This is a genomic window from Pontivivens ytuae, from assembly GCF_015679265.1.
Lineage (GTDB): Bacteria > Pseudomonadota > Alphaproteobacteria > Rhodobacterales > Rhodobacteraceae > Pontivivens > Pontivivens ytuae.
This window is the reverse complement of record NZ_CP064942.1, coordinates 2,376,733-2,398,377: the sequence shown is the minus strand read 5'-3', so window position 1 is coordinate 2,398,377 and position 21,645 is coordinate 2,376,733. Positions and strand designations below refer to the sequence as shown.

Annotated in this window: 18 protein-coding genes and 2 tRNA genes; 2 read left to right on the top strand and 18 right to left on the bottom strand. The window is 65.9% G+C overall.

All coding sequences use genetic code 11. The features are described from left to right. Positions 1 to 50 precede the first annotated feature (50 nt). The 13 genes from fusA to I0K15_RS11570 form a co-directional block, all read right to left on the bottom strand. Entirely contained in the window at positions 51 to 2,168 is a 2,118-nt protein-coding gene (gene fusA / locus I0K15_RS11630) for an elongation factor G (RefSeq protein ID WP_196101688.1), read from the bottom strand. Between the two features lie 24 nt (positions 2,169 to 2,192). Further along, on the bottom strand, positions 2,193 to 2,663 hold the full coding sequence (gene rpsG / locus I0K15_RS11625) for a 30S ribosomal protein S7 (protein ID WP_196101687.1): 471 nt from the start codon (positions 2,661 to 2,663) through the stop codon (positions 2,193 to 2,195). A 14-nt stretch (positions 2,664 to 2,677) separates the two neighbouring features. Continuing rightward, on the bottom strand, positions 2,678 to 3,049 hold the full coding sequence (rpsL, locus tag I0K15_RS11620; RefSeq protein WP_116086934.1) for a 30S ribosomal protein S12: 372 nt from the start codon (positions 3,047 to 3,049) through the stop codon (positions 2,678 to 2,680). A 312-nt stretch (positions 3,050 to 3,361) separates the two neighbouring features. Next, complete coding sequence (locus I0K15_RS11615) at positions 3,362 to 4,183, bottom strand: DUF2059 domain-containing protein (protein WP_196101686.1); 822 nt, start codon at positions 4,181 to 4,183, stop codon at positions 3,362 to 3,364. A 209-nt stretch (positions 4,184 to 4,392) separates the two neighbouring features. Continuing rightward, complete coding sequence (rpoC, locus tag I0K15_RS11610; protein WP_196101685.1) at positions 4,393 to 8,598, bottom strand: DNA-directed RNA polymerase subunit beta'; 4,206 nt, start codon at positions 8,596 to 8,598, stop codon at positions 4,393 to 4,395. Positions 8,599 to 8,680: 82 nt separating this feature from the next. Further along, a complete protein-coding gene (gene rpoB / locus I0K15_RS11605) occupies positions 8,681 to 12,787 on the bottom strand; it encodes a DNA-directed RNA polymerase subunit beta (RefSeq protein ID WP_196101684.1) in 4,107 nt (1,368 codons plus the stop codon). 257 nt (positions 12,788 to 13,044) lie between these two features. After that, a complete protein-coding gene (gene rplL / locus I0K15_RS11600) occupies positions 13,045 to 13,425 on the bottom strand; it encodes a 50S ribosomal protein L7/L12 (RefSeq protein ID WP_196101683.1) in 381 nt (126 codons plus the stop codon). Between the two features lie 81 nt (positions 13,426 to 13,506). Next, entirely contained in the window at positions 13,507 to 14,022 is a 516-nt protein-coding gene (gene rplJ, locus I0K15_RS11595) for a 50S ribosomal protein L10 (protein WP_196101682.1), read from the bottom strand. A 237-nt stretch (positions 14,023 to 14,259) separates the two neighbouring features. Next, positions 14,260 to 14,958, bottom strand: a complete 699-nt coding sequence (gene rplA, locus I0K15_RS11590) for a 50S ribosomal protein L1 (RefSeq protein WP_196101681.1) — start codon at positions 14,956 to 14,958, stop codon at positions 14,260 to 14,262. Then, on the bottom strand, positions 14,958 to 15,383 hold the full coding sequence (gene rplK / locus I0K15_RS11585; RefSeq protein WP_196101680.1) for a 50S ribosomal protein L11: 426 nt from the start codon (positions 15,381 to 15,383) through the stop codon (positions 14,958 to 14,960). Before rplK ends, rplA begins: the two co-directional genes overlap by 1 nt. A 129-nt stretch (positions 15,384 to 15,512) precedes the next feature. Beyond that, positions 15,513 to 16,046, bottom strand: a complete 534-nt coding sequence (nusG, locus tag I0K15_RS11580) for a transcription termination/antitermination protein NusG (protein WP_196101679.1) — start codon at positions 16,044 to 16,046, stop codon at positions 15,513 to 15,515. 141 nt (positions 16,047 to 16,187) lie between these two features. After that, positions 16,188 to 16,385: a preprotein translocase subunit SecE gene (gene secE / locus I0K15_RS11575; protein ID WP_196101678.1), complete on the bottom strand. Its 198-nt coding sequence runs from the start codon at positions 16,383 to 16,385 to the stop codon at positions 16,188 to 16,190. Between the two features lie 26 nt (positions 16,386 to 16,411). Beyond that, a tRNA-Trp gene (locus tag I0K15_RS11570) sits at positions 16,412 to 16,487 on the bottom strand. A 219-nt stretch (positions 16,488 to 16,706) separates the two neighbouring features. Between I0K15_RS11570 and I0K15_RS11565 the strand changes: the two genes are divergently transcribed. Continuing rightward, entirely contained in the window at positions 16,707 to 16,964 is a 258-nt protein-coding gene (locus I0K15_RS11565) for a hypothetical protein (protein WP_196101677.1), read from the top strand. Here I0K15_RS11565 and I0K15_RS11560 read toward each other — a convergent pair. Continuing rightward, on the bottom strand, positions 16,961 to 17,878 hold the full coding sequence (locus tag I0K15_RS11560; RefSeq protein ID WP_196101676.1) for a zinc transporter ZntB: 918 nt from the start codon (positions 17,876 to 17,878) through the stop codon (positions 16,961 to 16,963). The two genes, I0K15_RS11565 and I0K15_RS11560, sit on opposite strands and share 4 nt — an antisense overlap. Before the next feature lie 98 nt (positions 17,879 to 17,976). On the opposite strand from I0K15_RS11560, the gene I0K15_RS11555 reads away from it, so the two are divergent. Next, positions 17,977 to 18,882, top strand: a complete 906-nt coding sequence (locus tag I0K15_RS11555; protein WP_196101675.1) for a class I SAM-dependent methyltransferase — start codon at positions 17,977 to 17,979, stop codon at positions 18,880 to 18,882. Between the two features lie 39 nt (positions 18,883 to 18,921). Here I0K15_RS11555 and tuf read toward each other — a convergent pair whose 3' ends face one another. The 4 genes from tuf to budC all read right to left on the bottom strand — a co-directional run bounded on the left by tuf (position 18,922) and on the right by budC (position 21,603). After that, entirely contained in the window at positions 18,922 to 20,097 is a 1,176-nt protein-coding gene (gene tuf, locus I0K15_RS11550) for an elongation factor Tu (protein ID WP_196101674.1), read from the bottom strand. Between the two features lie 78 nt (positions 20,098 to 20,175). Then, positions 20,176 to 20,700: a hypothetical protein gene (locus I0K15_RS11545; protein WP_196101673.1), complete on the bottom strand. Its 525-nt coding sequence runs from the start codon at positions 20,698 to 20,700 to the stop codon at positions 20,176 to 20,178. 32 nt (positions 20,701 to 20,732) lie between these two features. Further along, positions 20,733 to 20,806: transfer RNA gene (locus I0K15_RS11540), tRNA-Gly, on the bottom strand. A 41-nt stretch (positions 20,807 to 20,847) separates the two neighbouring features. Continuing rightward, positions 20,848 to 21,603 (bottom strand): meso-2,3-butanediol dehydrogenase, encoded by a 756-nt coding sequence (gene budC / locus I0K15_RS11535; protein WP_196101672.1) that lies wholly within the window; start codon positions 21,601 to 21,603, stop codon positions 20,848 to 20,850. Positions 21,604 to 21,645 lie beyond the last annotated feature (42 nt).

Below are 21,645 nucleotides of genomic sequence, written 5' to 3'. Positions count from 1 at the left end.
GCCTCCTGTCAGTCTGTGGAGGCGGGCCCGTTGGCCCGCCCAATTCGGGGTCAGGCGAACTTCGCCTGGATCTCTTCGGAGATGTTCGACGGCACGGCCTCGTAGTGGTCGAACTGCATCGTGAACTGCGCGCGGCCCGAGGACATGGAGCGCAGGTTGTTGATGTAGCCGAACATGTTGGCCAGCGGCACATAGGCGTCGATCGCGATGGCGTTGCCGCGCGTGTCCTGCCCCTGCACCTGCCCGCGACGGGAGGTCAGATCGCCGATGATGTTGCCGGTGTATTCCTCCGGCGTGACCACCTCTACCTTCATGATGGGCTCGAGCAGCTTCGCGCCCGCTTTCCGCATCCCTTCGCGCATCGCCATGCGTGCCGCGATCTCGAACGCCAGCACGCTGGAGTCCACGTCGTGGAACGCGCCGTCGATCAGCGCCACCTTGAAGTCGATCACCGGGAAGCCGGCGAGCGGGCCGCTGTCCATCACGGACTCGATGCCCTTCTCGACGCCGGGGATGTATTCCTTCGGAACGGCACCGCCGACGATCTTCGACTCGAAGGAGTAGCCTTCGCCCGGCTCGGTCGGCGTGATGACGAGCTTCACGCGGCCGAACTGACCCGAACCACCCGACTGCTTCTTGTGAGTGTAGTCGATCTCGGCCTCGTGGGAGATCGTCTCCCGATAGGCCACCTGCGGCGCACCGATATTCGCCTCGACCTTGAACTCCCGCTTGAGGCGGTCGACGAGGATGTCGAGGTGAAGTTCGCCCATGCCCTTCATGATGGTCTGACCGGACTCAAGGTCGGTCTCCACGCGGAAGGACGGGTCTTCGGCGGCAAGCCGCGCGAGGCCCTGGGACATCTTCTCCTGGTCGCCCTTCGTCTTGGGCTCGACCGCGATCTCGATCACCGGATCGGGGAAGGACATTGTCTCGAGCACGACCGGCGCATTGACGGCGCAGAGCGTGTCGCCCGTGGTGGTGTCCTTCAGACCGGCGAGCGCGATGATGTCGCCCGCGAAGGCCTCCGTGATCTCGTCCTGCTTGTTGGAGTGCATCATGACCATGCGGCCGACGCGCTCCTTCTTGCCCTTGGTCGAGTTCAGGATCGAGCCGCCCTTCTCCAGCGTGCCGGAGTAGATGCGGGTGAAGGTCAGCGTGCCCATGAACGGATCGTTCATGATCTTGAACGCCAGACCTGCGAACGGCTGCTCGTCATCCGCGGATCGCGGGATGTCGCGCGTCTCGGTCTCGTCGCCCGGCTTGAAGCCCATGTAGGCAGGCACGTCGAGCGGACCCGGCAGGTAGTCGATTACGGCGTTCAGGAGGGGCTGGACGCCCTTGTTCTTGAACGCGGAACCGGCGAGCACCGGAACGAAGGACATGGCGAGCGTGCCCTTGCGGATGAGCTTGCGCAGAGTGGCGATGTCGGGCTCGTTGCCCTCCAGATACGCCTCCATCGCGTCGTCATCCATCTCGACGGCCATCTCGACCATCTCGGCGCGCAGCTCTTCGGCACGGTCCTTCAGCTCGTCGCGGACCGGCTGGCGGGTCCAGGACGCACCGAGGTCCTCGCCCTTCCAGGTCCACTCTTCCATGGTGACCAGGTCGACGATGCCTTCCAGCTCGTTTTCCGCACCGATCGGAATCTGGATCGGCATCGCGCGCGCGCCGGTCCGGTCCTTGATCATCTCGACGCAGTTGAAAAAGTCGGCGCCGATCTTGTCCATCTTGTTGACGAACACGATCCGCGGAACCTTGTAGCGGTCGGCCTGGCGCCACACCGTCTCGGTCTGCGGCTCGACACCGGCGTTCGCGTCGAGCACGGCAACCGCGCCGTCGAGAACGGCGAGCGAGCGCTCGACCTCGATGGTGAAGTCCACGTGGCCGGGCGTGTCGATGATGTTGAAGCGGTGCTTTTCGGTCTGGGCTTCCTGACCGTCCTCGGTCCGCTCCCAGAACGTGGTGGTCGCAGCAGAGGTGATCGTGATGCCACGCTCCTGCTCCTGCTCCATCCAGTCCATGGTTGCAGCGCCGTCGTGCACTTCGCCGATCTTGTGCGACTTGCCGGTGTAGAACAGGATCCGCTCGGTGCAGGTGGTCTTGCCTGCATCGATATGCGCCATGATCCCGAAGTTCCGGTAGCGCTCGAGGGGATATTCGCGTGCCATCTGGGTGGTTCCTCTAGGCTCGAATTACCAGCGGTAGTGGGAGAAGGCCTTGTTGGCCTCAGCCATCTTGTGCGTGTCTTCGCGCTTCTTCACCGCGGTCCCGCGGGAGTTCACGGCGTCGACGAGCTCGCCTGCAAGACGCTCTTCCATGGTGTTCTCGTTGCGCGCGCGACTGGCGGTGATCAGCCAGCGGATCGCCAGCGCCTCACGACGCTCGGGGCGCACCTCGACGGGGACCTGGTAGGTCGCACCACCAACCCGGCGGGAGCGAACCTCGACCGACGGCTTGATGTTGTCGAGCGCCTCGTGGAAGACCTCCACGGGCACGCGCTTCAGGCGCTCCTCGACGCGGGTGAGCGCGCCGTAGACGATGCTTTCGGCGGCGGATTTCTTGCCGTCGTACATCAGGTTGTTCATGAACTTGGTCAGCACGCGGTCGCCGTACTTTGCGTCCGGCAGGACTTCGCGTTTCTCGGCGCGATGGCGTCGGGACATCTCGCTCTCTCCTCTTACTTCGGACGCTTGGCGCCGTATTTCGACCGGCGCTGGCGGCGATCCTTGACGCCCTGCGTGTCGAGCACGCCGCGCAGGATGTGGTAGCGCACGCCCGGAAGGTCTTTCACCCGGCCGCCCCGGATCAGGACAACGGAGTGTTCCTGAAGGTTGTGGCTCTCACCGGGAATGTAGGAAATCACCTCGTAGCCGTTGGTCAGCCGCACCTTGGCGACCTTCCGCATTGCGGAGTTCGGCTTCTTCGGGGTCGTCGTGTAGACGCGCGTGCAGACGCCGCGCTTCTGGGGGCAACCCTCCAGATGCAGCGACTTCGAGCGCTTGACTTTCGGCTGCCGCGGCTTGCGGATCAGCTGTTGGATCGTCGGCATTCCATCTCGCCCTATCGTTCGTTCAACGCCCAAATGCGCGCCCCATGGCACGCACGAGCCACCGCGAACCGTTCGCTTGGTTCGCAATGGCGGAAAATCAGAGGATCGGGGCGTTGTCGGCCCGGATCATGGCTCGCCAGTATCAGGCTATGTCATCTGCCAAGCAGGTTTACCTGCCCGGAAAGTGCGCGGAACCTACGCGCGAGTCGTCCGAGTGTCAACCGCAGGTTTGGGCCTGCACGCGGTGGCGTCCGGCGACTGTTCAGACATGGTGAAACCGGGCCGCCCGCGCAACCGCGCGCGACCGGATTCTTAGATGTCCTCGGCTCGAAGAGCGGTGCCCAGCAGGGTGCCGAAGCGGCGGATCTCGCCCACGATCTCGACCTCCAGCGCGCGGTTCACCGCGGCGTAAAGCTTTCGCCCCGCATCGGTTTCCAGCAGGGCGGCATAGCGCGCGACCTCGTCATCGCTGAGATCCTGGTAGACGAAGGCGTAGCGATAGATGCTCTCCCGCTCCAGCTCCGACACCAGGTCGTCGTGGTCGCGCATGACGAAGGAGAGGAGATCCCCCTCCGGCATCGCGCCCTGCCCCTCGGCGGCGAGGCTCGACAGGAGCGCATAGCGGATATTCAGCATCACGGCCGCATTCGCCTCTTCGGAGCCGAAGGCGCTGCCGAGCCGCTCCAGCACTTCGCGCCGTGCCTCAGCGTTCTCCATCTCCTCAAGGAGCCGCTCACCGAGGGCAACCTTGTCGACCTCCTCCATCTCGGGTGCCTGGCTCGCCACCTCGAGCTCGGTCACCCGCGCGCCCAGCTCGGTGGAGAAGAAATCGGCGAGCATCTGCAACTCGTCCGCGCTCGCCGTCTCCGCCAGATGCTCCACGGCGGAATCGAACAGCGGCTCCGGCGCGAAGAAGCGCGGGCCGATCCGCGCCCAGGCCGCCGCCATCTCCGGGTTCTCGCGCCGCAACTGGTCGGAGGGATTCTGCAGCCCCCGCGACACATCCTCGGTCAGCGTGTCGAAGCCGTTGAGCAGCAGCATCTCCCGCGCCAGCGCCTCACGCTCGCTCTCCTGCGCGAAGAGCGACGTGGCCGCGATCAGGAAAACGGCGAGAAAGGAAGCGAACGGGCGCATGGCAAGAACTCCGACGTGATGTTTGCCAGAGCCTAATCACCACCGCGGCGCCGTCAAAGGGGACCGGCGGTCACATCCGGGCGATGTCGTTCCCGCGCCACGCCCTTTCCACCTTGTTCAAATATCCCCCCGCCGGAGGCGTCGTCCGCAGGACGAAAAAGGGCCCCGGTGCGCACCGGGGCCCTTCCTCAACTCTCATGTGGCGCCGATCACTCCTCGGCGGCAGCCGCCTCGGCCGGTTCGCCGGCAGCTTCGAGTGCGGCCTGCGCCTCCTCCTGCCGCTGGGCAATGACCTTGTTGTCGCGCTCCTGCGCCACGCGCTTGATCTTGTGGGTAGCACCACCGGTGCCCGCCGGGATCAGGCGGCCGACGATGACGTTCTCCTTCAGACCGACCAGACGGTCGCGCTTGCCCTGGGTCGATGCCTCGGTCAGCACGCGCGTGGTCTCCTGGAACGAGGCCGCGGAGATGAACGAGCGTGTCTGCAGCGACGCCTTGGTGATCCCCAAGAGGATCGGCGCGCCCTTCGCCGGCTCGCGGCCCTCGGCCACGGCCTTCTCGTTCGCCTCGTCGAACTCGATCTTGTCGACCTGCTCGCCCTTCAGGAGCGTCGTGCCACCGGACTCGGAGATCTCCCACTTCTGCAGCATCTGGCGAACGATCACCTCGATGTGCTTGTCGTTGATCTTCACGCCCTGCAGTCGGTAGACGTCCTGCACCTCGTTGATGAGGTAGTCGGCCAGCGCCTCGATCCCCATGATGGCGAGGATGTCATGCGGCGCCGGGTTGCCGTCCATGATGTACTCGCCCTTCTGAATGAAGTCGCCCTCATTCACCGGGATGTGCTTGCCCTTGGGCACGAGGTACTCGACCGGCTCCATCGACTCGTCGGCGGGTTCCAGCGTGATCCGGCGCTTGTTCTTGTAGTCCTTGCCGAACCGCACGTAGCCGTCGATTTCCGCGATGATGGCGTGGTCCTTGGGACGGCGTGCCTCGAAGAGTTCGGCCACACGCGGCAGACCGCCGGTGATGTCCTTCGTCTTCGCACCTTCCCGCGGAATACGCGCCAGCACGTCGCCCGCCTTCATCTCCTGCCCGTCCTCGACCGAGAGGATCGCGTCCACCGACATGGTGTAGGTGGCCGGGTTCCCGTTATCGAGGCGCACCGGATCGCCGTTGCCGTCGGCCAGGATGATCTCCGGCTTCAGCTCGTTGCCCTTCGGCGCTGCACGCCAGTCGGACACGATCTTCTGGGAGATGCCGGTGGCGTCGTCGGTTTCCTCGCGCACGGAGATCCCCGCCGTGAGGTCCACGAACTTCGCCGTGCCGTCCTTCTCCGCGATGATCGGCAGGGTGTAGGGATCCCACTCGGCGAGCTTGTCACCGCGCGCGATCTCCTGCCCTTCCGTCACCAGAAGCGTCGAGCCGTAGGCCAGCTTGTACTCGGCCCGCGCCACGCCGTTCTCGTCCATGATCGCGACGACCATGTTCCGGCCCAGCACGATGACATCACCGGAGGAGTTGGTGATGACGTTCGAGTTGCGCAGCTCCACCTTGCCCGGCTGCGTCGCCTCCAGGAAGGATTGCGAGCCACCCTGCGCGATGCCGCCGATGTGGAAGGTCCGCATCGTCAGCTGCGTGCCCGGCTCCCCGATCGACTGCGCGGCGATGATGCCGACAGCCTCGCCCGGGTTCACCTTGGTCCCGCGCGCCAGGTCGCGACCGTAGCACTGGGCGCAGATCCCGTCCTCGGCCTCGCAGGTCAGCGGCGAGCGGATCTTCATCGACTGCACCGCGGCACCTTCGATGATGTCCGCCATGCGCTCGTCGATGAGCTCGCCGCGCTTGCACAGCACCTTGGAGTCGTCCGCCGGATCCAGCACGTCCTCCGCCGCGACGCGGCCGAGGATACGCTCGCCGAGGCTCGCCACCACGTCACCGTCGGTGATGACCGCCGATGCGGTGATCGCGAGGTCGGTGCCGCAATCGTCGATCTTGACGATGCAGTCCTGTGCGACGTCCACCAGACGGCGGGTCAGGTAGCCAGAGTTCGCCGTCTTCAGCGCGGTGTCGGCCAGACCCTTCCGGGCGCCGTGGGTCGAGTTGAAGTACTCGGCCACGGTCAGGCCTTCCTTGAAGTTCGACACGATCGGCGTCTCGATGATCGAGCCGTCGGGCTTGGCCATCAGGCCGCGCATCCCGCCGAGCTGCTTCATCTGCGCAGGCGAGCCCCGCGCACCGGAGTGCGACATCATGTAGACCGAGTTCGGCTCCATCTCCGCCCCGGCATCGTCGCGCCGCATGGCCGAGATCTCGCCCATCATCGCGTCGGCCACCGTGTCGGAGCACTGGGACCAGGCGTCGACCACCTTGTTGTACTTCTCGCCCTGAGTGATCAGGCCGTCCATGTACTGGCGCTCGAACTCCTTCACCTGGTCGCGCACGCCTTCCACGATCTCCCACTTGTTGTCGGGGATGACCATGTCGTCCTTGCCGAACGAGATGCCGGCGCGGAACGCCTCGGTGAAGCCGAGGGTCATGATCTGATCGCAGAAGATGACCGACTCCTTCTGGCCGCAGTGGCGGTAGACGGTGTCGATGACCTCGCCGACCTCCTTCTTGCGGAGGAGGCGGTTGACGATGTCGAACGGGGCCTTCGCGTTCTTCGGCAGGAGCGCACCAAGCCGCACGCGGCCCGGCGTCGTCTCGTAGCGCTTGTGGACCGTGTTGCCGTCCTCGTCGATCTGCTCGATCCGGGCGACGATCTTGGAGTGCAGGTGCACGAGACCGGCGTTCAGCGCGTGCTCCACCTCCTCGATCGAGCCGAAGACCATGCCCTCGCCCTTCTGCCCGTCACGCTCCAGCGTGATGTAGTAGAGGCCGAGGATCATGTCCTGCGACGGCACGATGATCGGCTTGCCGTTGGCCGGCGACAGCACGTTGTTCGTGGACATCATCAGGACGCGCGCTTCGAGCTGCGCTTCCAGCGACAGCGGCACGTGGACCGCCATCTGGTCGCCGTCGAAATCCGCGTTGAACGCCGAGCAGACCAGCGGATGCAGCTGGATCGCCTTGCCTTCGATCAGCACCGGCTCGAACGCCTGAATGCCGAGGCGGTGCAGCGTCGGGGCGCGGTTCAGCAGCACCGGGTGCTCGCGGATCACCTCTTCGAGGATGTCCCAGACCTCCGGCCGCTCCTTTTCCACCAGCTTCTTCGCCTGCTTGACGGTCGAGCTCAGGCCCTTCGCGTCGAGGCGGCTGTAGATGAACGGCTTGAAGAGCTCGAGCGCCATCTTCTTCGGCAAGCCGCACTGGTGCAGCTTCAGTTCGGGACCGGTCACGATCACCGAGCGGCCGGAGAAGTCGACGCGCTTGCCCAGAAGGTTCTGGCGGAAGCGGCCCTGCTTACCCTTCAGCATGTCCGATAGCGACTTCAGCGGGCGCTTGTTAGCCCCCGTGATGACGCGGCCGCGGCGGCCGTTGTCGAACAGCGCATCGACGGATTCCTGTAGCATCCGCTTCTCGTTGCGGATGATAATGTCCGGCGCGCGCAGCTCGATGAGCCGCTTGAGGCGGTTGTTCCGGTTGATAACCCGGCGGTAGAGATCGTTGAGGTCCGAGGTCGCGAAGCGACCCCCGTCCAGCGGCACCAGCGGGCGCAGCTCGGGCGGGATCACCGGGATCACGGTCAGGACCATCCACTCCGGACGGTTGCCGCTGTCGAGGAAGTTCTCGACCAGCTTCAGCCGCTTGATGATCTTCTTCGGCTTCAGTTCACCGGTCGCCTCTGCGAGGTCGGCGCGCAGTTGCTCGGCCTCGGCCTCGAGGTCGATATCGGCGAGCATCTCGCGGATCGCTTCGGCACCGATACCTGCGCGGAACGCATCCGCACCGTACTGGTCCTCGGCGTCGAGGAACTCCTCCTCGGTCAGAAGCTGGCCCTTGGTCAGCTCCGTGAGGCCCGGCTCGATCACCACGTACTGCTCGAAGTAGAGGATCCGCTCCAGATCGCGCAGCGTCATGTCCAGCATCAGACCGATGCGGGAGGGCAGCGACTTCAGGAACCAGATGTGGGCGACCGGGGCGGCGAGCTCGATATGACCCATCCGCTCGCGACGGACCTTCTGCAGCGTGACCTCCACGCCGCATTTCTCGCAGGTCACACCGCGATACTTCATGCGCTTGTACTTGCCGCACAGGCACTCGTAGTCCTTGATCGGGCCGAAGATCCGGGCACAGAACAGGCCGTCGCGCTCCGGCTTGAAGGTCCGGTAGTTGATCGTCTCGGGCTTCTTGATCTCACCGAACGACCAGCTCAGGATCCGCTCCGGCGACGCGAGCGAGATCTTGATCTCGTCGAACGTCTTGAGCGGCTGAACCGGGTTGAACGGGTTGTTGATGATCTCTTGGTTCATCTCGTGATCCTATAACTCGTGGGCATTGCGCGGCCGGGTGAGGGCCGCGGTCGGGGGCGGCGATCCGCCCCCGGCCTTGCGATCACTCCGTTTCAGAATCCAGCAGCTCGACGTTGAGGCCGAGCGAGCGGATTTCCTTGACCAGAACGTTGAACGATTCCGGCACGCCGGCCTCGAAGTCGTTCTCGCCCTTGACGATGGCCTCGTAGACCTTGGTCCGGCCCGCAACGTCGTCCGACTTCACCGTCAGCATCTCCTGCAGGGTGTAGGCGGCGCCGTAGGCTTCGAGCGCCCAGACCTCCATCTCCCCGAAGCGCTGGCCGCCGAACTGCGCCTTGCCGCCCAGCGGCTGCTGGGTGACGAGCGAGTACGGGCCGGTCGAACGCGCGTGGATCTTGTCGTCCACAAGGTGGTGCAGCTTCAGCAGGTACTTCACACCCACCGTCACCGGGCGCGCGAACTGCTCACCCGTGCGGCCGTCATAGACGACCGACTGACCGCTCTCGTCGAGACCCGCGCGCTTGAGCGCGTCGTTCACGTCGGGCTCCTTCGCGCCGTCGAAGACCGGCGTCGCGATGGGAACACCGGCGGTCACGTTGCCCGCGGCCTCCAGGAACTCCTCGTCCGTCATGTCGGCGGTCGCGTCCGCATAGATGTCGTCGCCATAGGCGAGCTTCATCGCGTCCTTGACCGGCGTCATGTCGCCCGAGCGGCGATACTCGTCCAGCGCCTCGCCGACCATCTGGCCGAGGCCGCGCGCGGCCCAGCCCATGTGCGTCTCGAGGATCTGGCCCACGTTCATGCGCGAGGGCACGCCGAGCGGGTTCAGCACGAAGTCCACCTGCGTCCCGTCGGCGAGGAACGGCATGTCCTCCTCCGGCACCACGCGGGAGATGACGCCCTTGTTGCCGTGACGGCCGGCCATCTTGTCGCCCGGCTGCAGCTTGCGCTTCACCGCGATGAAGACCTTGACCATCTTCATCACGCCCGGCGGCAGGTCGTCGCCGCGGCGGACCTTGTCGACCTTGTCGTCGAACCGGCGGTCGAGGGTGCGCTTCTGGGCCTCGAACTGCGCCTGCAGCGCCTCCACGGCCTTCGCGTCCTCCTCGTCCTCCAGCGCGAGCTGCCACCAGAGGCCCTTGGTCAGGGTATCGTCCAGCATCTCGTCGTCGATGGTCGAGCCGGCCTTCACGCCCTTCGGACCCTTCACCGCCTTCTTGCCGGTGATGAGGTCCCGCAGGCGGGCGTAAATGTTGCGCTCGAGGATGGCGAGCTCGTCATCCTTGTCCCGCTGCAGGCGCTCGACTTCCTCGCGCTCGATCTGCAGCGCACGCTCGTCCTTGTCGACGCCGTGGCGGTTGAAGACGCGGACCTCGACTACGGTACCGTAGTCGCCCGGCGGCAGACGCAGGGAGGTGTCGCGCACATCCGAGGCCTTCTCACCGAAGATGGCGCGGAGCAGTTTCTCCTCCGGCGTCATCGGGCTCTCGCCCTTCGGGGTGATCTTGCCCACGAGGATGTCGCCCGGCCCAACTTCGGCGCCGATATAGACGATGCCCGCCTCGTCGAGGTTGCGCAGCGCCTCCTCGCCGACGTTCGGGATGTCCCGCGTGATCTCCTCCGGCCCGAGCTTGGTGTCGCGCGCGGCGACCTCGAACTCCTCCAGGTGGATCGAGGTGAATACGTCGTCCTTCACGATCCGCTCGGAGATGAGGATGGAGTCCTCGTAGTTGTAGCCGTTCCACGGCATGAACGCGACGAGCACGTTCTTGCCGAGCGCCAGTTCGCCCAGATCGGTGGACGGACCATCGGCCACGACCTCACCCTGACGGACGCGATCGCCCACCTTCACCAGCGGGCGCTGGTTGATACAGGTGTTCTGGTTGGAGCGCTGGAACTTCCGCAGGCGGTAGATGTCCACGCCCGGGTCGCCCGGCAGCAGGTCGCCGGTGGCCCGGATCACGATCCGCATCGCGTCCACCTGGTCGACGATGCCTTCACGCTTCGCGGTGATCGCCGCACCGGAATCCCGGGCCACGACCTCCTCGATGCCCGTGCCGACGAACGGCGCTTCGGCCTTCACCAGCGGCACCGCCTGCCGTTGCATGTTCGAGCCCATCAGCGCGCGGTTCGCGTCGTCGTTCTCCAGGAACGGGATCAGCGAGGCCGCGACGGACACGAGCTGCTTGGGGCTCACGTCGATCAGGTTGATGTTCTCGGGCGGGTTCAGCTCAAATTCACCGGCCTTCCGGGTGGAGACCAGCTCGTTCTCGAACGTGCCGTCGGCGGAGAGCTTGGCGTTCGCCTGGGCGACCGTGTAGCGCATCTCCTCCGTCGCGGACATGTACTGGACCTCGTCCGTGACCTTGCCGTCCTCGACCTTGCGATACGGGGTCTCGATGAAGCCGTACTTGTTCACGCGCGCGAACGAGGCCAGCGAGTTGATCAGGCCGATATTCGGGCCTTCCGGCGTCTCAATCGGGCACATGCGGCCGTAATGCGTCGGGTGCACGTCGCGCACCTCGAAGCCCGCACGCTCGCGGGTCAGACCGCCCGGGCCGAGGGCCGAGAGGCGCCGCTTGTGCGTCACTTCGCTGAGCGGGTTGGTCTGGTCCATGAACTGGCTGAGCTGGGACGAGCCGAAGAACTCGCGCACCGCCGCCGCCGCCGGCTTCGCGTTGATCAGGTCCTGCGGCATCACCGTGTCGATCTCGACGGAGGACATCCGCTCCTTGATCGCACGCTCCATGCGCAGGAGACCCACGCGGTACTGGTTCTCCATCAGCTCGCCGACCGAGCGCACACGACGGTTGCCGAGGTGGTCGATATCGTCGATCTCGCCCTGGCCGTCACGTAGCTCCACCAGCGCCTTGACGACGGCGATGATGTCCTCCTTGCGCAGGGTGCGCATGGTGTCCGGCGCATCGAGGTCGAGGCGCATGTTCATCTTCACCCGGCCCACCGCAGAGAGGTCGTAGCGCTCGCTGTCGAAGAACATGGAGTCGAACATGGTCGAGGCCGCTTCCACGGTCGGCGGCTCGCCCGGGCGCATGACCCGGTAGATGTCGAGCAGCGCGGTGTCGCGGTTCATGTTCTTGTCCGCGGCCATCGTGTTGCGGATGTACGGACCGACATTCACGTGGTCGATGTCGAGGGTCGGGATCTCCTCGTAACCGGCCTCGTGCAGTTCGGAGAGCAGCTCCTCGGTAATCTCGTCGCCGGCCTCGGCATAGATGTGACCGGTCTTCGGGTTCACCATGTCGGAGGCGACGAAGCGGCCGAAGATGCTGTCATAGGGAACCAGGATCTCCTTCACGGAGCCCTCGTCGAGCAGCTTCTTGACCGTGCGCGGCGTCACCTTCTTGCCCGCCTCGGCGATCAGCTCGCCATCGGCGGCGTTCACGATGTCATAGGTCGGCTTGGTGCCGCGGATCCGCTCGGGGAAGAACGGGGTCGCCCAACCCTTGTCCTTCACGGAACGGTACGTGACCGTGTCGTAATACGCGTCCATGATCCCGTCCTGATCGAGGCCGAGCGCATAGAGCAGCGTGGTCACCGGCAACTTCCGGCGACGGTCGATCCGCGCGTGCACGATATCCTTCGCGTCGAACTCGAAATCGAGCCACGAGCCGCGATAGGGAATGATGCGGGAGGCGAAGAGCAGCTTGCCCGAGGCATGGGTCTTGCCCCGGTCATGGTCGAAGAAGACACCGGGGGAGCGGTGCATCTGCGACACGATGACGCGCTCGGTGCCGTTCACGATGAACGTGCCGTTTTCCGTCATCAGCGGCAGGTCGCCCATGTAGACGTCCTGCTCCTTGATGTCCTTGACCGAGCGGGCACCCGTGTCCTCGTCCACCTCGAACACGATCAGGCGCAGGGTGACCTTCAGCGGGGCGGCATAGGTCATGTCGCGCTGCTGGCACTCCTCGACGTCGTATTTCGGGTCCTCCAGCTCGTATTTCACGAATTCCAGGATCGACGTCTCGTTGAAGTCCTTGATCGGAAAGACGGACTGGAACACGCCCATGAGGCCCTCGCCGTCCATCGGCTCGGGACCATCGCCGCTATCCAGGAAGAGATCGTAGGAGGATTTCTGAACCTCGATGAGGTTCGGCATTTTCGCGACTTCACGGATCTTGCCATAAAAGCGCCGGACCCGCTTGTGACCGGAAAACGTCTGTACCATGCGTATAGTGCCTCGTGCTGTCCTCACCGCGCGACCGTCGGGCACCGGTAGCGGTGAAAGCCCGTATCAGGGGGACATCCCATTCCGTCAGTGCGCTCCCACACGCACTGCACCCGGATGTCACGCACCTTCTGCGACCCTCCATCGTGGTGAACTCGGAAGGGTCGGAGAAGAAGCGGTTGAGGCTGGACACGCTCATATGCGCGTCCAGCCCCGAATTTTCAACCCCCGCAGGCGCGGGAGCCTCGCAGTCGAGATTACTTGAGCTCGACTTCGGCGCCAGCTGCTTCCAGCTTGCCCTTGATGTCTTCGGCTTCTTCCTTGGAGACCTGCTCCTTGACAGCCTTGCCGCCCGCCTCGACGAGCTCCTTGGCTTCCTTGAGGCCGAGGCCGGTGATGGCGCGGACTTCCTTGATCACGTTGATCTTCTTGTCGCCAGCGGACTTGAGGATCACGTCGAACTCGGTCTGCTCTTCAGCAGCCGCGCCGGCGTCACCGCCTGCGGGGCCTGCCATCATGACGGCGCCGCCAGCGGCGGGCTCGATGCCGTACTCGTCCTTCAGGATGTTCTTCAGTTCAGCCGCTTCGAGGAGGGTCAGGCCCACGATCTCTTCTGCGAGTTTCTTGAGGTCAGCCATGTGTCTGTTCCTATCAGTTCAGTTCTGTTGGGTCCGGGCGATGCGCTCAGGCGCTGCACCGTCCCCCCGTTTGCCTTTGACTTATGCCGCTTCGCGCTCTTCCAGCGTCGACAGGATCGACGCGATGTTGGAAGCCGGTGCGCCGATGGCGCCCGCGATGTTGCTGGCCGGTGCACCCAGGCACGCCACGACGGAAGCGATGAGCTCCTCGCGGGACGGCATGGCTGCGACGGCTTTCACACCGGCCGGGTCGAGGACCTGATCGCCCATTGCACCGCCAATGACTTCGAGCTTGTCGTTGTCTTTGGCGAAATCCTGAACCGCCTTGGCCGCAGCCACGGGGTCTTCGGAATAGGCGAGGACCGTCATCCCGGTCAGAAGGTCGCCCATGCCGGCGGCAGGGGTCCCTTCCAGGGCGATCTTGGCGAGCCTGTTCTTGGCGACGCGCACTGCACCGCCGGCCTCGCGGACGGCAGTACGGAACGCAGTCATTTCGGCAACCGAGAGGCCGGCGTAGTGCGAGACCACGACGACACCAGAGTCCGAGAAGATCTGGTTGAGCTCTGCCACAACCGCTTCTTTTTGGGCTCTATCCACAGTGTTGCTCCAATTTGTGGCGAGGTTTCCCCCGCCGGCTCATGTTGACGGGCGCGAACGCCCGCCCCTTGGGTTCCCGTCCGGGGTCCCGCCAAGACCTGCACCCGAAGGGCAGAACCTGAACATGTCCCCCGTCTATGGCAGGACTTGCGATCTTGCGATCTGCCCACCGTCTCGGACGGATGGGGCGACGATGCGCCCCGGAACATCCCCGCCTCGCGACGGGGAATCTCATGTTTACTCGGCGACCGCGTCGGCCACATCCACGCGCACGCCCGGACCCATGGTCGAGGTGAGCGAGATGGACTTCAGGTATGTGCCCTTGGCACCCGACGGCTTCGCCTTGTTCACAGCGCCGATGAACGCCTTCACGTTCTCGACCAGCTTCGCCTCGTCGAAGGACGCCTTGCCGACACCTGCGTGCACGACACCGGCCTTCTCCGCCTTGAACTGGACCTCACCGCCCTTGGCCGCTTCCACGGCCTGCTTGACGTCCATGGTCACCGTGCCGACCCGCGGGTTCGGCATCAGGTTGCGCGGGCCGAGGATCTTACCCAGGCGACCCACGATCGGCATCATGTCCGGGGTCGCGATGCAACGATCGAACTCGATCGTGCCGCCCTGGATCGTCTCCATCAGGTCCTCGGCACCGACGATGTCGGCCCCGGCGGCCTGCGCCTCCTCGGCCTTCGGGCCGCGGGCGAAGACGGCGACGCGCACGGTCTTGCCCGTGCCGTTCGGCAGGGAGACGACGCCGCGGACCATCTGGTCGGCGTGGCGCGGATCGACGCCGAGGTTCATCGCGATCTCGACCGTCTCGTCGAACTTCGCCGACGCGTTCGCCTTGATCAGGCTCACGGCCTCGGCCACGGTCACGTTGGTCTTGCCTTCGACGGCCTCGCGGGCCGCGCGGGTGCGCTTTCCAAGCTTTGCCATCACTTCACCTCGATGCCCATCGACCGGGCGGAGCCCAGGATGATCTGCATTGCGCCTTCGACATCGTTGGCGTTGAGATCGGCCATCTTCGCCTCGGCGATCTCGCGGACCTGCTTGACGGTCACGGTGCCGGCGGTCTCCTTGCCGGGGTTGTTCGCGCCACCCTTCAGCTTCGCCGCCTTCTTGAGGTAGTACGACGCCGGCGGGGTCTTGATGTCCATCGTGAACGACTTGTCCACGTAGTAGGTGATCACGGTCGGGCACGGCGCACCGGGCTCCATCTCCTGCGTCTTGGCGTTGAACGCCTTGCAGAATTCCATGATGTTGATGCCGCGCTGGCCGAGCGCCGGACCCACGGGCGGGGACGGGTTCGCCTTGCCGGCAGGGACCTGCAGCTTCAGCTGCCCTGCAACCTTCTTGGCCATGATGGCCTCCTCTTCTCACACCCTCGGGTCGCGACCGTCGGGCTCTCGGTGATGTGGTCCGGCGCCCGGCACGCGTGCCGTCAGCCTCCCACAGAGCGGCGGTCCATCCGGACCGTCCGCATTCGTCACTCAGGCGCCCTTGCGCACCTGGGTGTATTCCAGCTCGACCGGGGTCGCCCGGCCGAAGATCGAGACCGTCACCTTCAGGCGCTGGTTCTCGTCGTCCACTTCCTCGACCATGCCGGCGAAGCTCTCGAACGGTCCGTCGGTGACCGTGATCTGCTCGCCCACGTCGAAGGTGATGAGGGTCCGCGGCTTCTCCACGCCCTCCTGCACCGTCTGCGTCAGGTGATCGACCTCGGACTGGCGCAGCGGCGTCGGCTTGCCCTGCGGCCCGAGGAACCCGGTCACCCGGTTCGTATCGTTGACGAGGTGATAGGCCCGGTCCGTCATCTCCATCTTCACGAGCACGTAGCCCGGCATGAAGCGCTTCTCGGTCTCGACCTTCTTGCCGCGACGGACCTCGACCACCTGCTCGGTCGGGACCAGCACCTCGCCGATCTCATCCTCGAGACCCTGCTGGCCGACCTGCTCCATGATCGACTCGGCCACCTTCTTCTCGAAGTTCGAGAGAACGTGCACCGTGTACCACCGCATCGCCATGTCGCGTCTTCACCTTCGTCAGTCGGGCCGCAAACGGCCCGGAATTCGCCGTTCCCGAAACAAAATCGGGCGCGCCGTCCGAATCGAGCGCGCCGTGCTGTCAGGAAGTTCGCAAGGCTCTAGCGACCTTGCCGGGAGAGATCAACCGCCGAGCTGAAGAATCTGCTCGAGGCCCAGCCGGATCAGCTGGTCGATCAGGAAGAAGAAGATCGCCGCGATCGTCGCCATCACGAAGACCATCGCCGTGGTCAGCGCCACTTCGCGCCGCGTCGGCCAGACGACCTTGGAGGTCTCGCTGCGCACTTCCTGCACGAACTGTGCCGGGTTGCTCTTCGCCATGATCCCACTCCTTCATCCGGTCGGTGTGGCAGGGGCAGCAGGACTCGAACCCGCGACCCTCGGTTTTGGAGACCGATGCTCTACCAACTGAGCTATACCCCTATCGGCCTCACCGACATCTGGCAGATACGGGGTTTGCCCAAGGGGTGCAAGAGCCTGCCGGAGAGCAAGCGGGAATTGCAGCAAACTTGCTTCATTCCGCCGCCCGTCTCGCACCTGCTTCGCGTTAGGGTTGCATTAAGTCCTGTCGTTTAAACCAAGCCCCCAGAAACCGACGCCGCTGCCGTGCGTTGGACCCACCTTGGGGGAGGATCAGACGTCATGGTGCATTCGGCCGACGAGTTCAGATTGACAGTGTCCGTGGTGGCGATCTTCAGCGCCTTTGCGCCGCTGCTCGACTGGCGGGAGGAGCCGCCGGAGGTCGTCGTCGCCGTCCCGCAGCCCGCCCTGCCCGAGGAGCCGCGGCTCACCCACGAACTGCGCGCCGCCGTCGCCCTGATCGACCGGCAGGCGACCAGCTTCGCCCAGGATCGCGACGCGGAAACGGGCGACATCCTGCCCGTCCCGCTCCCCGACTAGAGCCAACGCATCCGCCGCAGCAGCACCAGCAATGCGGCGGCACCCACGGCCAGCGCACCGGTCATCCACCAGAACGCACCCGGCGTCTCCGTCCCCGGCACGCCCGCGACATTCACGCCGAGCAACCCGGTCACGAAACCCAGCGGTAGGAACACCGCCGACAGCACCGCCAGCACGTAGAGGTTCCGGTTCAGCCGGTCGGCGAGCGCATTGGCGAGCTCGTCCTTCACCACCTGCGCCCGCTCCCGCAGCATGTCGAGATCCTCGACATGGCGCTGCATCCGGTCGCCGGTCTCGATCAACAGCCGCCGCTCGTCGGCCCCCAGCGCCTCGAGATCCGCATCGAGCAGCGCCCGCACCGCCTCCCGCTGGGGCGCGATGTAGCGCCGCAGGATGATCGCCCGCCGCCGGGTCTGCGCGATGTCGCGGCGCAGGGCCGGATCGGGCTGCTCGATCACCGCCTCCTCCTGCGCGGCGACCCGGTCGTCCAGCAGATCCAGCACCGGCTCCATCCGCTCCGCCAGCCGCTGGGCGAGGCGCGCGAGCACGCCACCCGGCGCCTGCGGTCCCTTGCCCGAGACCACGGTGGCCCGCACATCATCGGTCGCCCGCAGGTCCCGCTTCCTGAGCGTCACCAGCCGCTCCCCGTCGAGCCAGGCGCGGAGCGAGATCATGTCCTCCGGCACCGCGCCCTCATTGAGATTCACGCCGCGCAGGATCACCATCGCCCCTGCGCCCGCCGGCACCACCCGCGGCCGGGTATCCTCGTCGAGCAGCGCGGTCCGGATCGCGGGCGGCACGTCGCCCAGCAGATCGGCGAGCACCGCGGGCGTCTCCGCATGATCGGCATTCATGTGGATCCAGCGCGCGTCCTGCGCCCCCAGCTCCTGCGTCCACAACACCGCGCCGTCCATCCCGGTCTCCCTCTGCGATCCGGCACACCCTAACGGCCGGGCCGCGGCGCGCCAGCCCGGACTTCTCGGAAGGCAGGCGGCGTGCTACCCGATCGGGCATGAAACCGACGGCGCTCCTGAAAGAGGCTCCCTGGGCGGACCTGCCACCGCGTCGCACCGGTCGGGCGCGCGCCGTGCCCACCATGCTGAGCCTTGATGAGCGGCGCGCATATCTCTGGCTCGCGGAGCACTGGGCGACGGGCGAGGGCGCGATGGTGGATCTCGGCTGCTTCGCCGGCGGCTCCACCGCGCATCTGGCTGAGGGCCAGCGCCGCGCCGGGCGCAGTGGTGCCATCCACGCCTATGACCGCTTCACCATCAGCGAGGCGTTGAAGGAAAAGCACCTCTACCCCGCCGGCATCGCGCCCTACGAGGGCGAGGACCTGCTCGGCCCCGCCCGCCAGCTTCTTGCACCCTGGACGGACAGCATCGCCCTTCACCCCGGCGCGATCGAGGAGCAGGTGTGGGACAGCACCCCCATCGAACTCCTCGTCATGGATGCGTCGAAAACCGCGCGGACCATGGACGCGATGGCGAAGACCTTCTTTCCCGCGCTCATCCCCGGCGGCAGCCTGATCGTGCAGCAGGACCTGCTGCACCTGAAAACGCCGTGGGTCGCCGTGCAGATGGCGCGGATGCGCAAGTGGGTCCGGCCAGTCGGCCACGCGCCGCGCGACACGGTGATCTTCGAGGTGACGCGCCCCCTCGACGAGGTCGCGATCACCGCGGGACGCTGCCGCGACCTGTCGGATCGCGAGATGATCGCGGCGCTGGAGATCATGGCCGACCAGCTCGCGCCCCTCAGCCTGTCGGAGCACGCGGCGGCCCTGATCGCGTCCGTGCGCGCCAATCCCGGGGTGCGCCTCGCGTGGCAAATGCAGCCAGTGTCCCCGAACGCAGAACGGGGCCCCGAAGGGCCCCGCCTGAACAAAGCGCTGACGCTGCTGCGCCGTCTTACTCGATGATGCTCGAGACGACGCCTGCGACGCCCAAGCTTTCCAGCATCATTCGATGATGCTCGAGACGACGCCGGCACCGACGGTGCGGCCGCCTTCGCGGATGGCGAAGCGGAGCTTCTCTTCCATCGCGATCGGGGCGATCAGCTCGACCTCGAACTTCAGGTTGTCGCCCGGCATCACCATCTCGGTGCCCTCGGGCAGCTTCACCGTGCCCGTCACGTCCGTCGTGCGGAAGTAGAACTGCGGGCGGTAGTTCGCGAAGAACGGCGTGTGGCGCCCACCCTCTTCCTTGGTCAGGATGTAGGCCTCGGCCGTGAACTTCGTGTGCGGCTTCACCGAGCCCGGCTTGCAGAGCACCTGGCCCCGCTCCACACCCTCACGGTCGATGCCGCGCAGAAGCGCGCCGATGTTGTCGCCCGCCTCGCCGCGGTCGAGCAGCTTGCGGAACATCTCGACGCCGGTGCAGGTCGTCTTCTGCGTGTCGCGGATGCCGACGATCTCGATCTCGTCGCCCACGTTGATCACGCCGCGCTCCACGCGACCGGTCACGACCGTGCCGCGGCCGGAGATCGAGAACACGTCCTCGATCGGCATCAGGAACGGCTGGTCGACCGGACGGTCGGGCTGCGGGATGTACTCGTCCACGGCCGCCATCAGCTCGGCGATCTTCTCCTTGCCGATGTTGTCGTCGCGGTCTTCCAGAGCCGCCAGCGCGGAGCCCGCGATGATCGGGATGTCGTCGCCCGGGAAGTCGTAGGAGGAGAGCAGCTCGCGCACCTCCATCTCGACGAGCTCCAGCAGCTCCTCGTCATCGACCTGGTCAACCTTGTTGAGGAAGACCACGAGGGCCGGCACGCCGACCTGGCGCGCGAGCAGGATGTGCTCGCGGGTCTGCGGCATCGGGCCGTCGGCCGCGTTCACCACCAGGATCGCACCGTCCATCTGGGCGGCACCGGTGATCATGTTCTTCACGTAGTCCGCGTGGCCCGGGCAGTCGACGTGGGCGTAGTGACGGGCTTCCGTCTCGTACTCCACGTGTGCGGTCGAGATCGTGATGCCGCGCGCCTTCTCCTCGGGCGCACCGTCGATCTCGTCATAGGCCTTGAACTCGCCGAACTGCTTCGTGATCGCCGCCGTCAGCGTCGTCTTCCCATGGTCAACGTGACCAATCGTGCCGATGTTGCAGTGCGGCTTGTTCCGCTCAAACTTTTCCTTCGCCATCGTCATTCCCGTTTGCTGAGGGCCTGAAGTTCTCGGGGCTACTAATGCATTCGCCCGCGCAGGGGCAAGGGGGATTCGTCAACCGCCCAGATAGGTGCGCCGGACCTGCTCCATGAAGTTCCGGCTCAGGCCCCTAAGCTCCAGCTCCCGCTCCTGAATCATCGCAGCACCTAGCAGCCCGCCGAGCTCGTAGCCGCCGCCGTACACCTCGATCGGAAGCCAGTCGGTGAGCGGCTGGCCGGTCGCGGCATCGAGCATCCGGGTGCGCCCCTTCATAAAGCTCGCACCTCCCACCATGATCGCCTGCCCGGCGGAGAGCAGATCCACACGCTCCATCTCGACGACCACAACGCCAGCGCGGCTGCCGACGGTCCAGTGCAAGCTGCGCGCCGCTTCCTCCTCGAGGATGCGGGCCAGCATGTCCTGAGGGACATCGCGGCCCGCGGCCGAGCTCTTCACCCCGCTCACATCGACGTCGGCCCCGACGAAGCGCAGCGCCAGCCGCTCCTGCGGGGAGAAGGGCGAAGTGGTGGAGATCGCACCCCGTGGCTGGGTGCAGGCGGCAAGCATCGCGAGCGCCGCGACGGCAATGAGGATGCGCATGGGGGGAGGATGGCCTGTGGTCGTGTTTTCGTTGGAGCGGGTGATGGGAATCGAACCCACGTCTTCAGCTTGGAAGGCTGCGGCTCTACCATTGAGCTACACCCGCTTCGCGCTCCTCTTACCCGCGCCGCCGGGGCGGAGCAAGCGTCAGGTCATCGGCGGCTGGCCGTTCGAGGCGCCTAATCCACCGTCGACCGGCAGCATCGCGCCGGAGATGAAGCGCGCGTCGTCGCTGGCAAGGAACGCGATCGCCGCCGCCACCTCCTCGGGCTGCGCGGCACGGCCCAGCGGGATGCGCGCCACGAACCGGCCGAGCTTGTCTTCATCGGCGAACACTCCGGAGGCCATCTCGGTCTGCGTCAGCGTCGGGCAGACCGCGTTCGCCCGCACGCCCCGCGGCCCGAGGTCGAGCGCCAGCGCACGGGTGTAGTTCGTCACCGCGCCCTTCGCCGCGTTGTATGCCGACATCGCGTGATCGCCGCCGACGCCGGAGGTCGAGGAGACGTTGACGATCGCGCCGCCCGCGGCTTCCAGATGCGGGATCGCGGCCCGGCAGCAGTGGAACGTCCCGTCGAGGTTGATGCCGAGGATCCGCCGCCACGTCGCGTCGTCGATCTCCTCCGGCGCGCCCATCGCGGCCGCACCCGCATTGTTGACCAGTACGTCGAGGCGACCCATGCGCTCCACCGCTTCGGCCACCATGGCGTTGACGGCATCCGCGTCGCTGACATCCGCCCGGATCGCGATGGCGCCGTCGAGGGTTGCGGCCACCTTCTCGGAGCTCTCGGATGTCGAGTTCACCACGACCCGAGCGCCCTCCGCCGCGAACCGCTCCGCCGTGGCCCGGCCGATGCCGGAGCCGCCGCCTGTCACCAGAACCACTTTGCCGTCGAACCGCGCCATCGCCGCCTCCTCTTTGCGAGGCGAGCTAGGTGGCGGAGGCGG